10 protein-coding genes are annotated in these 12,712 nt (G+C 72.9%); 2 read left to right on the forward strand and 8 right to left on the reverse strand.

Annotation, left to right across the window (positions count from 1 at the left end; translation table 11 throughout):
- Positions 1 to 11 precede the first annotated feature (11 nt).
- The 8 genes from OHA55_RS27975 to OHA55_RS28010 form a co-directional block, all read right to left on the reverse strand.
- Entirely contained in the window at positions 12 to 2,078 is a 2,067-nt protein-coding gene (locus OHA55_RS27975) for an iron ABC transporter permease (RefSeq protein WP_266711500.1), read from the reverse strand.
- A gap of 6 nt (positions 2,079 to 2,084) precedes the next feature.
- Positions 2,085 to 3,074, reverse strand: coding sequence for an iron-siderophore ABC transporter substrate-binding protein (locus tag OHA55_RS27980; protein ID WP_266711502.1), 990 nt, complete (start codon positions 3,072 to 3,074; stop codon positions 2,085 to 2,087).
- Positions 3,071 to 3,970, reverse strand: a complete 900-nt coding sequence (locus OHA55_RS27985; RefSeq protein ID WP_266711504.1) for an ABC transporter ATP-binding protein — start codon at positions 3,968 to 3,970, stop codon at positions 3,071 to 3,073. The genes OHA55_RS27980 and OHA55_RS27985 overlap by 4 nt, the downstream gene beginning before the upstream one ends.
- Positions 3,971 to 4,260: 290 nt before the next feature.
- Positions 4,261 to 5,103 carry an ammonia-dependent NAD(+) synthetase gene (gene nadE / locus OHA55_RS27990; protein ID WP_323180504.1) on the reverse strand — a complete coding sequence of 281 codons (843 nt, stop codon included), beginning with the start codon at positions 5,101 to 5,103 and terminating at the stop codon, positions 4,261 to 4,263.
- 159 nt (positions 5,104 to 5,262) lie between these two features.
- The gene (locus OHA55_RS27995) at positions 5,263 to 6,252 is read right to left on the reverse strand and encodes a helix-turn-helix domain-containing protein (RefSeq protein WP_266711506.1); all 990 of its coding nucleotides are present in this window, start codon (positions 6,250 to 6,252) and stop codon (positions 5,263 to 5,265) included.
- Between the two features lie 277 nt (positions 6,253 to 6,529).
- On the reverse strand, positions 6,530 to 7,576 hold the full coding sequence (locus tag OHA55_RS28000; RefSeq protein WP_266711508.1) for an alcohol dehydrogenase catalytic domain-containing protein: 1,047 nt from the start codon (positions 7,574 to 7,576) through the stop codon (positions 6,530 to 6,532).
- Complete coding sequence (locus tag OHA55_RS28005) at positions 7,573 to 8,358, reverse strand: SDR family oxidoreductase (RefSeq protein ID WP_266711510.1); 786 nt, start codon at positions 8,356 to 8,358, stop codon at positions 7,573 to 7,575. The genes OHA55_RS28000 and OHA55_RS28005 overlap by 4 nt, the downstream gene beginning before the upstream one ends.
- Positions 8,355 to 9,791: an MFS transporter gene (locus OHA55_RS28010; protein ID WP_266711512.1), complete on the reverse strand. Its 1,437-nt coding sequence runs from the start codon at positions 9,789 to 9,791 to the stop codon at positions 8,355 to 8,357. Before OHA55_RS28010 ends, OHA55_RS28005 begins: the two co-directional genes overlap by 4 nt.
- A 101-nt stretch (positions 9,792 to 9,892) precedes the next feature.
- On the opposite strand from OHA55_RS28010, the gene OHA55_RS28015 reads away from it, so the two are divergent.
- The gene (locus OHA55_RS28015) at positions 9,893 to 10,804 is read left to right on the forward strand and encodes a helix-turn-helix transcriptional regulator (protein ID WP_266711514.1); all 912 of its coding nucleotides are present in this window, start codon (positions 9,893 to 9,895) and stop codon (positions 10,802 to 10,804) included.
- Positions 10,805 to 11,382: 578 nt separating this feature from the next.
- Entirely contained in the window at positions 11,383 to 12,705 is a 1,323-nt protein-coding gene (locus OHA55_RS28020) for a hypothetical protein (protein WP_266711516.1), read from the forward strand.
- The last annotated feature ends 7 nt before the right edge of the window (positions 12,706 to 12,712 follow it).

Below are 12,712 nucleotides of genomic sequence, written 5' to 3' on the forward strand. Positions count from 1 at the left end.
GGCGGTGCGACTCAGCGGCGGGTGCGGACCAGCAGGTAGAGGAAGTACGGGGCACCGATGACCGCGGTCATCAGGCCCGCACCGAGCTGCGCCGGAGCGATCACCGAGCGGCCGACCATGTCCGCGAGGCAGACCAGGATCGCGCCGAGCAGCACCGCGACCGGGACGACCCGGGCGTGCCGCCGGCCGACCAGGGCGCGCGCCGCGTGCGGGGCGACCAGGCCGACGAAGCCGATCAGGCCGGCAGCCGCGACGGCGGACGCCGCGAGCAGCACCGACACGACGAGGAAGCCGAGGCGGGCCCGGGTGAGATGCAGCCCGAGGAGCCTCGGGGTGTTCTCGTCCAGCGCGACGAGATCCAGCTCCCGGCGGCGTACCACCGACCACACCAGGCCCACCGCCAGCACCACCGCGACCGGCAGCACGTCCGGCATGTTCCGGCCGTAGGTGGAGCCGGACAGCCAGGTCAGGGCACGCGTCGTGTCGAACGGGTCGCTGAGCACGATGACCAGGCTGATCAGCGCCGTGGTGGTGGCGAACACCCCCATCCCGAGCAGGACCAGCCGGTTCTGCCCGAAACCGCTCCGTGCCGCAAGCCCGAAGACGAGCCCGGAGGCTACCGCCGCACCGGCGAAGGCCGCTCCGGCGATCACCCAGGAACTCGCCGCGGTCACCGTGGTGACGACCAGTACGGCACCGAGCCCCGCGCCGCCCGTGACGCCGAGAATGCCCGGCTCCGCGAGCGGGTTACGGGTCACCGCCTGCACCTGCGTGCCGGACAGGGCCAGGGCGGCGCCCGCCAGGAGGGCGGCCAGCACGCGGGGGACGCGGGTGTCCAGGACGTAGGTGACGACCCGTCCGGACCTCCCCTGCGCCCAGTTCACGACGTCGCCGAGCAGCAGCTTCGCGTCGCCCACGAGCACCGCCGCGACGACCGTGCCCACCAGGGCGACGACGAGGACGGCCATGGTGACCAGGTACGCGGTGCGGCCCGGAATCCGCAGCCGGTCCGGCGCCTCGGCCGAAGCGGTGTCCTTGGTACGGAGCGCCATCGCGACCAGGAACACACCGCCGACCACGGTCGTGACGACACCCGTGGGCACCTCCACGGCGAGGTCGGCGGGAACGAGCGCCCGCAGAGCGACGTCCGCGCCCAGGATGAGGGCGGCACCCATCAGCCCGGCGACCGGCATGCCGACGCGGAACCGTACGAGCCCGCGGAACCGGCGGGACAGCGGGCGTACCAGCGCGGGGGCGCAGAGGCCGACGAAGCCGATCGGCCCCGCGAGCGTGACGGCCGCCGCGGAGAGCAGCGTCGCGAGCACGACCGCGGTGATCCGGGTGCCCCGGACCGGCACGCCCAGCCCCCGGGCGGCGTCGTCGCCCAGGCCGAGCGCGTCGACCCGGCGGGCGACGAGCAGCAGCCCGACCAGACCCACCACGACGGCCGGCAGCATCTGCTGGACCCCGTCGAACCCGTTCTGCCCGATGCCGCCCTGGCCCCACCGGTAGAGACCCTCGGTCTTCTGCGGGAAGAGGAGCAGCAGCGCCTCGGTCACCGCGTTCAGACCCAGCATCAGCGCGCTGCCCGCGAGGACCAGACGGACCGTCCCCTTGCCGAGTCCGGAAAGCCCGAGCACCACGGCCGCCGCGGCGAGGCCGCCGACGAACGCGGCCCCCGAGGAGGCGAGGAACGGCAGCGAGACGCCGGTGACGGCGACCACCCCGAGCGCCAGGTACGAACCGGCGTTCACCGCGAGAGTGTCCGGCGCGGCGAGGACGTTGCGGCTGACGGCCTGGAGGGCGGTACCGGCCGCGCCGAGCGCCAGCCCGACGAGGACGCCGGCCACCATGCGGGGCAGCCGGGACGCGATGACGACGGAGGAGTCCCCCGTGTCGGCCCGGCCGAGGACAGCGTCCCAGACCTGGGACGCGCCGACGTCGGCGGTGCCCTGGGTGATGTCGACGACGGCGAGGACCAGGACGAGCAGCACGAGCCCGGCCGTCACCGCGACCGCGCCCGTCGTGGCCGCGGCGGTGCGGTCACGGCCCACCGCGGTGTTGTCGATGACGGCCACGGCGCGCTACTTCTTCGTCAGGGCGTCGACGAGGGAGTCGGCGTACGCCTCCATCGAGCGCGGGCCGCCGAACATCCAGACGCCGTCGGGCAGCCGGTGCACGTTGCCGTCCTTGACGAACGGGAGCGACTTCCAGACCGCGTTCTTCGACAGGTTGTCCGCGAACGCGTCGCCGTCCACGTCGTTGGCGACGTAGCTGAAGTGGACGTCACCGAGCTTGGTGAGACCCTCGACATCGGTGGTCGCGAGGCCGTACGCCTTGTCGCCCTCCACCGTCCAGGCGTTCTTCAGACCGAGCTTCTCGTTCATCGCGCCCAGCAGGGACTTGGCCGTGTAGGCACGGACGGAGACCTGGTTGGCGTCGACGTAACCGTCGGCGGAGGCGATGGAGGCGCCACCGAGACCGGCGTCCTCCAGGGCCTTCTTGTTCTTGGCGATGTTCGCCTCGAACTCCTTCTTCACCGAGTCCGCCTCGGCGGTCTTGCCGGTGGCCTGGGCTATGAGGTCGAGACCCTTGGTCATCGTGCCGACCTGGTCGGCGCCGTCGGCGGAGGTCACCTGGATGACCGGGGCGACCTTGCGCAGCTGCGCCACCACGTCGGGGGAGAGGTCGTCGGTGGCGACCACGAGGTCCGGCGCGAGGGCCGCGACCGTGTCCATGCTCGGCTCGCCGCGGGTACCGATGTCCTTCGGGTTGCCGGTGAGCGGGGCCGCGGTGTTCCACGCGGCGTACCCCTTCACGTCCGCCACGCCCACGGGGGCGACGCCCAGGGTGACCAGGTCCTCGATGACGTTCCACTCGGTGGCGACGACCTTGGTCGCCGGCCCGTCGAGGGTCACCTTGGTGCCGGTGGCGTCGGTGACGGTGATCTTCTGCGAGGCGGGCTTCGCGGAGGAGGCGGCGGAGTCGTCCGTGGACGGCTCCGAAGTGCCGCAGGCGGTCAGCGAGAGGGCGGCGACGGCGACGGTGGCCGCGGCGAGGAGGTGACGCTTCATGAGGAGGTGCTGAGCCTTTCGGATCTGGAGTGGTGGCGGCCTATCGCGCGGGTGCGCAGCCGGCCCGTGGACGGATCGGTGTCGACGTCGATACGGATTCCGTAGACGTCGGACAGCAACTCCGGTGTGAACACGTCCTCGGGCGCGCCGTCGGCGACGACGCGTCCCGCGTGGAGCAGGGCGACCCGGTCGGCGACGGCCGCCGCCTGGTCGAGGTCGTGGAGGACGACACCCACGGCGATGCCGTGGAGGTCGGCGAGATCGCGGATCAGGTCGAGGAGTTCGACCTGGTAGCGGAGGTCGAGATAGGTGGTCGGTTCGTCCAGGAGCAGGACGCCGGTCTCCTGCGCCAGGCAGCTCGCCAGCCAGACGCGCTGGAGCTGCCCGCCGGAGAGCTGTTCGACGCCCCGTCCGGCGAGGTCCTCGACGCCGGTGAGGGCGAGCGCGCGGTCCACCGCGGCGGCGCCTTCCGGGTCCGGACGGCCCCAGCGGCCCCGGTGCGGGTAGCGGCCGAACTCGACCACGTCCCGGACGCTGAGGCCGCCCGGGGTGGACCGGGACTGCGTCAGCAGCGCGACGCACCGGGCGAATTCACGGGCCCCGAGTGCGAAGCCGTCGGTGGCCTCCTCGGTGCCCGCGTCCACGGTGAGCGAACCGCTGCGCGCGTTCTGGAGCCGGGCGAGAGTGCGCAGCAGCGTCGACTTGCCGCTGCCGTTCGGACCCACCAGCGCGGTCACCTCGGCGGGACGCAGGGCGAGACTCGCCGCGTGCACCACGTCCGTCCGGCCGTAGGCGACGGTCACCGCGTCGGCGGCCAGTCCGTGACCGCGCGTAGGCGGCGCGCCGACAACGGCAGGGGCGTACGCCGCGCCGGAAATGCTCTCACCAGCTCTCATGCCGCTTAGGTTAGCCTCCCCTTAGGTGGGTGTGAACATCACCCCTGGTCACAAGACGGCTTCGATGTGGAGGAGCGTCAGGGGCGGGGAGGCCCTGCGCGGTGAACCGGGCGCGGGGTGCGCCGGGTTCGCGCCCGCGCCGGGCGGCCCGAGTGGCGTCCGGGCAGCACGAAGCCCGGCGGCCGACGCTGTCGCGGTCGGCGGCCGGGCTCGGCCCGTGGGCCCGGGGGCGGGTCCGTGGAGGTGTGGTCAGTGCGCCGCGGTCAGGGTGCGGCGGTCATCCGCGGCGGTCAGCTCTTCCACCAGTCGTCGAGCGGGGTCGCAGGGACGGTGCGCTTGTGCCGGGACGCCTGGTAGATCGACTCCAGCCTCGCCGCAACACCGGGGGCGACCTCCGCACCCTCCAGGTAGTCGTCGATCTCGGAGTACTTCAGGCCGAGCGCGACCTCGTCCGGCAATGCGGGGCGGCCGTCCTCCAGATCCGCCGTCGGCACCTTCTCCCAGGTGCTCTCCGGTGCGCCCAACTCGCTGAGCAGCGCGGCACCCTGACGCTTGGTCAGTCCGGTGAGCGGGGTCAGGTCCACCCCTCCGTCGCCGTACTTCGTGAAGAAGCCGGTCACCGCCTCGGCCGCGTGGTCGGTACCCACGACGAGCAGCCCCAACTGGCCGGCGAGCCCGTACTGGATCACCATGCGCTCACGAGCCTTGACGTTGCCGCGCACGAAGTCCCGCAGCTCCGGCTCCTCTTCGGAGAGCTGGGCCAGTGCGCGGGCAACCTCGGCGGAGACGGTGTCCGCGCCCGGCTTGACGTTCACCGCGACCGAACGGTCCGGACCGATGAACTCCAGCGCGATCTGCGCGTCGTGCTCGTCGGCCTGCACGCCGTACGGCAGCCGCACCGCGAGGAAGGTGGCCTCGTGCCCCTCGGCCCGCAGCTCCTCGGCCGCCAGCTGGCACAACTTGCCGGTCAGCGTGGAGTCCTGCCCGCCGCTGATCCCGAGCACATAGCCCTTGGCCGGGGTCGACCGGAGGTAGTCCTTGAGGAAGTCGACCCGCTGCCGGATCTCCACCTTCGGTTCCACTGCCGCCTTGACGCCGAGGTCGGCGATAATCTGCTCCCTGAGGGTCACCATTCCTGTACTGTACTGGCCGCTTTGTTACGGGGAGATGTCGGCACGGTCGCGCGGCACCGCGGAGTGTCCCGGTTCCTCCGCAGGTCACGGGGGTGGGGCCGTGGGCCGGAGGGCGGTGCGGTGCGGCCCTGGGGGAGACGGCGACGGTTCGTACGGGCCTCACCGCAGCGCCCCCTCCAGTACCGCCCGCCCCAGCCGGGTCCGGTGGTGGAGCACCCGGACCCCCTGGCGCTGGGAGAGCAGCAGCCCCGCCTCCCGCAGCACGGTGGCGTGCCTGCTGGCGGTCGACGGTGCGAGCCGGAGCGCCGCCGCGAGGTCCATCGTGGTCATCGGGCGGTCCAGGATCCGCAGCAGCTCCGCGCGGGAGGCGCCGATGAGCTGCGCCGCCGGGGCGCCGCCGCCGGGGTGGCGGCGTTCGAGCCAGCCGGGCGCGGGGGAGAGCGGGTGGACGAGCACGGGAGGCAGCTCCTCGTCGGCGAGGGTGATCGGGGAGCGGACGCAGAAGAAGGCCGGCAGAAGCGTCAAGGTGCGTCCCCGTAAAGCGAGTTCGCGGTCCTTCGGGTACGGCGCCGACAGGGTGCGGTCCCGGTAGCGCCACCCCGGCAGTTCGTCGTAGCCGAGGAGGAGGCCCTCCGCGCCGTGGGCGAGGACGGCTTCGGCGCGCGCGGTCCGGTCCGCCTCGGCCTGTGCGCGTATCGCCCCGAGGTAGGGCTCGACCGCCACCCGGTGGTAGGCGCGCAGGGCGGAGCCGAGCCGGCGCAGCGCCCGGGGGCAGCCGTCGGCCAGAGGGCGTACGGCCGTGGGTACGGGGTGGCCGGTGTGCGCGTACAGCCGGGTGAGTTCGGCGCGCAGACGGGGCCGGGGGGTGGAGAGCAGCCGTTCGAGCCCGGCGTCGAGATCGGTGTCCCCGCGACCTGGCGTCAGGAAGTCGGGGAAGTACGAGCGGTCCGGGCACAGCCGCATCAGCGTGCGGGTCGCGGGGACGAGCCCGGCCACCCGCAGGGCCGCGCTCACCTCGCGGCGCCACGGGTCGAACGTCAGGGGTGCCGATCGGTTCTGGAGCAGATGCAGGCTCAGCGCGGCCTCCCACAGCGGGTCCACGTCCGGCGCGAGACGCAGTCGGGCCAGCTCCTGGTGCGTGAACTCCACCCGCAGCACGGCCCACCCCCGGTGGTCGCGGGCGTTCGTCGGCGCCCGCCCGGCGGAACTCTACGCGCATTGCGGAGGTGACGCATGCATGTCAGATGTAGTGGTTCCGGTGAACCGTCCACAGCGTCGGCGTACGCCGACGCTGTGGTTCATGGGACCGGCGGCCGGGGCGGCGCCGGTCCCAGTCGTCCGACGTCACGGTGGGGAGACGAGGTCCCGGCCGGTGCGTGGGAAACCGGTTCTTGGCCACCTCGGCGGGCGGGTGTGGTCTGTTCGGTTACGGCTGGCTGATGGTGAGGAGGGACTTGATCGCGCGGCGTTCGTCCATGGCTGCGTAGGCGTCGGCGACGTGGTCGAGGTCGGTGGTGTGGTCGAAGACGCGCCCGGGGTTGATCGTGCCGTCGAGGACGTGCTGCAGGAGTTCGGGGATGTAGTGGCGGGCGGGGGCGACACCGCCCTTGATGCCGATGTTCTTCCAGAAGAGGGTCTGGTACGCGAACTTCTCGTAGAGGGGGACGCCGACGGCGCCGATCATGCCGCCGGCGCGGACGATGCCGGCGGCCGTCTCGATGGACTGGTCGGTGCCGACGCATTCGAGCGCGGCGTCGACGCCGGCGCCGTCGGTGAGACCGAGGACGGCCCTGACGGCGTCGTCGCCGCGTTCGGCGACGATGTCGGTGGCGCCGAACTCCTTCGCGACGGCCTGCCGGTCGGCGTGGCGGCTCAGCGCGATGATCCGGGTGGCGCCGAGGAGGTTGGCGGCCAGCACGCCGGAGAGGCCGACCGCGCCGTCACCTACGACGGCGACGGTGTCGCCCGGCTTCACGCCCGCGCTCACGGCGGCGTGGTAGCCGGTGCACATGACGTCGGAGAGCGCGGTGAAGGAGGCGAGCTGGGCGTCGGTGAATCCGTCGGCGGGGGCGGGGACCTTCACGAGGGTCGCGTCGGCGAAGGGCGCGCGGACCTTCTCGCCCTGGCCGCCGTCGGTGTCGCCGTTGCCGAAGGCTCCTCCGTGTGTGCAGTTGGACTCGAAGCCGGCCCGGCAGGCGGGGCAGGTGCCGTCGTTGTAGGTGAAGGGTGCGATGACGAAGTCGCCGACCGCCAGGTCGCGCACGTCCTCGCCCACCGCCTCGACGACGCCGATGTACTCGTGGCCGATGCTGCCCACCTTGTGGGAGTTGATGCCGCGGTAGTACCAGAGGTCGGAGCCGCAGACGCAGCCCCGCACGACGCGGACGACGGCGTCGGTCGTGTCCTGGAGGGTGGGGTCGGGGCGTTCGCCGAGCTCGATGTGCTTCTCGCCTCGGAAGATGGCTGCCTTCATGACTGTTTCCTCAGATTTCGGTGTCGGGGAGGGTGGGGGGCGAGGCGCCGCAGGTCGGCGCGGACTCGCTCGGGTTCTGTACGCAGGTGTGGTCCGGGCCGGTCGCGGGCGCCGTCGAGGTCGCCGGGGCGGTCGGGTTCGGCTGCCCGGAAAGCGCCCGGCCAGTCGGTGAGGGCCGGTCCGTCGGCGGAGAAGACCTCCACGGTCCTGCCCGTCGCGGACTCGGTCAGGAGGGCCTGGACGATCGTTTCGGCGACGTGGTCGCGGCGGACGGGCCCGTACTCGGATCGGTCGCCCTGGCGCAGGTCCGCGCGCTGGAGGGGGCCGTCGCCGGCATCGAACCAGCCGGGCCGGACGATCGTGTACGGCAGGCCGCCGGCCCGCAGGAGCCGCTCGCCGCGGCGCTTCCAGTCGAGCAGTTCGCGCGACGGCCCGCCGGTGGCGGTGACCCCGATGGAACTCATCAGCACCACGGGCACGCGATGTCCGTCGAGCGCGTCGAGCACCGCGGGCACGGCGCCGTAGTCGACCGCGGCGTAGTCGCCGGACCCGTAGGGCGCGCCGTGGGTCATCACGACGGCGTCGATGCCCTGGACGGCGGTGCTCAGGGCGGTCGGGTCGGCCAGGGCGCCTGCCGTCACTTCGACGGCGGCGGGCAGTGACCGGCGGGCGCGGTCGGGGTCGCGGGTGAGTACGCGTGGCCGGTGGCCCAGCTCGACCAGGCGAGTGGCGACGAGGCGTCCGATACTGCCGGTGCCGCCGATGATCAGGATGCGCTTCATGCCCGGACCTCCTGTCGGTTCGCGGCGTTCTGTGCTCGCTGAGCCGGGACGATGATCGTGAGGGCCACGATCAGGCACAGGGCGAGCAGGCCGGTGCCCCAGGTGAGGGCGGTCGATATGCCGGTGGCGAGGCCGCCGGCCTTCGCCGACGCGGCGACGAGGACGGCGAGTCCGGTGGCCATGCCGAGCTGGTGCGCGGCGTTGACCAGGCCGCTCGCGGCTCCGGCGTCCCGCGCTCGCACGCCGATGATGCCGAAGCTCGTCAGCGGAGCGAAGGCCAGGCCCTGGCCGAGGCCGATGAGGACCATGGGCAGTGCGAGGGAGGTGAGGTAGGTGCTGGTGGCGTCGACCTGTGCCAGCCAGGCCATCCCGGCCAGGGTGAGGGCGACGCCGGCGACGAGCGCGGAGGCGTCACCGTAGCGGCGCACGACGCGCGGGATGAGCGTGGCGACGGCGAAGTTGACCGCGGTCATCGGCAGGAAGCCCAGGCCGGCCTGGAACGCCGTGAAACCGAGCACGTCCTGCATGAGCTGAGTGGTGAAGAAGAAGAAACCCATCATCGCGCCGAGGTAGAGGAACCGGGCGGCGTACGCACCCCAGCGGCGCCGGTCGGTGAACAGCCTCAGCGGCATGATCGGCTGGGGGACGCGCGCTTCGTGGCGCACCAGCGCGGTCAGGACCGCGGCGGCGACCAGGAGCGCCGTGACGACGAGGGGGCTGGACCAGCCCCGTTCGGCGGACTCGATGATCCCGAACACCAGCGCGCCGGTTCCCAGGGTCGCGGCGAGGGCACCGGTCAGGTCGAAGCGGCCCTGCTTGGGCTGCTGGACGGGAAGGTAGCGCGGCGCCAGCACCGCCATCGCGATGCCGAGCGGAACGTTGATGAAGAACCCGGCCCGCCACGAGATCCACTCCGCGGCGGCGCCCCCCACCAGCAGGCCGGCGCTTGAGCCGATCCCGGCGGTGGCGGCGTACCACGCGACGGCGCGGGAGCGCTGTTCACCGGCCGGGAAGCTCGCGGTCAGCAGAGACAGGGCGGACGGTGCGACGACCGCCGCGCCGACGCCCTGCACGGCGCGGGCCGCGATCAGCCACCAGCCGGCCGGTGAGACGCCGATCAGGAACGAGGCCGTCACGAACACCGCCAGGCCACCGACGAAGACGCGGCGGCGGCCGAGCAGGTCGCCGAGCCGCGCACCCAGCAGGAGCAGCCCGCCGAAGGCGAGCGTGTAGGCGTCCTGCACCCACGCCAGGCCGCCCGCGTCGAGGTTCATCGACGAGGCGATCGAGGGCAGGCCGGTGAAGATGACGGAGTTGTCGAGCAGGATCAAAAAGTAGCTGACCAGGATGATCGCCAGGATGGCCCGCGGGTGTGCGGGTTTCTCCGCCCGCGTGTTCCGCGGGCTGGTGAGTGGTCGGGTCGAGGTCGTCATGTCATCCATTTCGCCACTTCCCGCACAGGCGTACCAGGCACTGTCTAACGGGGTACTGGCAGGGACTCCCACATTCCGCTCGGGGACGTAGCGTGAAAGACATGGCCGCCCTCAACGACTCCAGCCGCAACAGCCCGCGGGACGAGCTGCGCGCGTTCCTCACCAGCCGACGGGCCAAGATCACCCCCGATCAGGCCGGCCTGCCGGTGTACGGGGAGCGCCGCCGCGTCACCGGGCTGCGCCGCGAGGAGGCCGCCCTGCTGGCCGGGATCAGCGTGGAGTACTACACCCGCCTCGAACGCGGCACCGTCGGCAGCGTCTCCGAGGGCGTGCTGGAGGGGCTGGTGCACGCCCTCCAGCTCGACGAGGCCGAGCGCGACCATCTCTTCCGGCTGGTCCGTACCGCGAGTACGGCCACGCCCCGCGCCCCCAGGCGCGCACCGGCGAAGGCGAGGGTGCGGCCGACCGTCCAGCGCATGCTCGACCAGATGCCGATGCCGTCCTACCTGCGCAACGGCCGCTTCGACATCCTGGCCGCCAACGACCTCGGCCGCGCCCTGTACAGCCCGCTCTACGACCACGCCGCCGCCCACACCCCCGGCGAGCCGCCGAACAGCGCCCGCTTCTGCTTCTTCGCCCCGGCCGCCGCGGACTTCTTCGTCGACCACGATCAGGTGGCCAACGACTGCGTGGCGTATCTGCGCGCCGAGGCCGGGCGCGACCCCTACGACAAGGGGCTCACCGCGCTGATAGGGGAGCTCTCCACCCGCAGCGAGGACTTCCGCCGTCGGTGGGCCGCCCATGACGTCCGCTACCACCGCTCCGGGCGCAAGCGTTTCCACCATCCGTTCGTCGGACTCCTCGAACTCGACTACGAGGCGCTCGACCTCGCCGGCGACGCCGGCCAGCGACTCAACGTCTACACCGCGCCCCCCGACTCCGCCTCCGAGGAGGCGCTCGGTCTTCTCGCGAGCTGGGTCGCCCGCGAGCCCGCACCCGCGACGGAGGACTGACAGTGAGGCGACCAGGGCTCCGCGCCTGAAGCAGCACGGTCGGCTCGTGGCCGCCCCACCGCGGCTCGCCGACGGACACGCGCCGGACCTGCCCACGACGAAGCGTTGCGTGTCGCCGACCGGGGCCGTCCCGGCTTCCCCGACGCCGACGACGCCGGACCGTCGCAGGTACGGAGCACGGCCCCGGTGCGCGCGGTGCCGGTACGGAGAGGCGGGCGCGGGAGCGGGCGGAAGGTAGCGGGACGCCGTCCCGCTGACAAGCGCCGGGCGGCCTCCTTCGACCAGGAACGAATGGCTTGCGCGGCGCCCCCGCCCGCACCACCGTGGCGTTCACGTGTCACATCGTCACCAGGCCCCGGGGCCGGTGCGTCCGGGCCCCGCCGAAGGCGCCGCCCAGGCCCCGGCCGCCGGCCCCGGCGCCGCTGTCCGCGCCCGTCGTCCCCCTCGGCACCACGCCGCACACAGGCACCACGCCGCACACCGGCAGCACCCACCCGGCAGCACCCTTCCGGGCGTACCCCGCTGCCTGCTCCACCACCTGCGACCCTTCCCCGCCCCCACCGAGAAGGAGGCGCATCATGCGCCGCGACCAGAGACCCACCGCCCTGCCCGGATCCGCACGCCGCGACCGGGGTTCCCGCCCGGCCGCGCTCCTCCACCGCCGCGGGCCCGCCGCCCTCGTCTCCCTGCTGGCCGTCGCCGCCCTCTCGCTCGCCGCCGGTCCCGCAGCCGCCCGCGACGCCGCCCCGGGGGACGCCCCGCTCGGCAGTGTCAGCTGGCGGGCGGACCTGACCGCTCCCACCGGGGACGAGACCAACGTCAGCCGCGCCGACGGCACTCTGCGCCTGCGCGACCGGAACGCACGGCCCGCTTCCGCGCGCTCCACGCGGGGTCAGGGTGCGGTCCTCCTCCCCGTGCGCCAACTCGACCGTGCCGTCGACCGGATCACCCCGCAGGTCGACGCCGCCCTTCCCGCCGGATCCGCGGTGGAGGTCGACGTGCGCGGGCAGGACGGACTCGGCCGGTGGACCGAATGGCGGGAGGCGCGCGCCGACGCCCCCGCCGTGCTGCCCCGGGCGGTCACCCGGGTGCAGACCCGGATCGTGCTGGTCTCCGCGCCCGGCGGTGCCGCGCCGAGCCTCCGCGCCCTGTCCCTGAGCGCCGAACTCGACGTCGACGCGCCCCGGTCCGTGACGGCCGCCGCCTCCCTCACGACCACGGTCTACGCGACCCGCGAGGGGCTGGTGGGCGGTACCACCGCCAACGGCCACGTGATCGTCGCCAACGACCACTTCGTGGCCCTGCCGTCCCGGCGCGGCCTCTCCCCGAAGGGCAGCACCCAGTACTCGGTCAGGGTCTGCGGCCCCGCCCGCTGCGAGACTGCCCCGGTATGGGACGTCGGCCCGTGGAACACCAAGGACGACTACTGGAACCTCTCCTCCACCCGTGAGTCCTTCAAGGACCTGCCGCAGGGCAAGCCCGAGGCGCAGGCCGCCTATCTGGAGGGATACAACGGCGGCCTGGACGGGTCCGGCCGCAAGGTGCTCAACCCGGCCGGCATCGACCTCGCCGACGGCACCTTCTACAACATCGGCCTGAACAACAACGGCTACGTCACCGTCGAATACCTGTGGACCGGCGCCGGAGCCGCGACCAAGTCCTTCCCGACCTGGGGCACCGACGTCAACATCCGCCAGCAGGCCACCAGCACGTCCACCCGGGTCGCCCAGCTCGCCGGGCCCACGACCGTACGGGTGCAGTGCCAGGTGCACGGGCAGCTCGTCCAGTCGAACGGCTACAGCAACGACGCCTGGTCCTACCTGCCCGACTACGGCGGATACATCTCCAACATCTACATCGACAACGCCGCCAGCTGGCTCCCCGGCGTCCCGAACTGCTGAGTGCCGG

Source organism: Streptomyces sp. NBC_00102 (genome assembly GCF_026343115.1).
Taxonomy (GTDB): domain Bacteria; phylum Actinomycetota; class Actinomycetes; order Streptomycetales; family Streptomycetaceae; genus Streptomyces.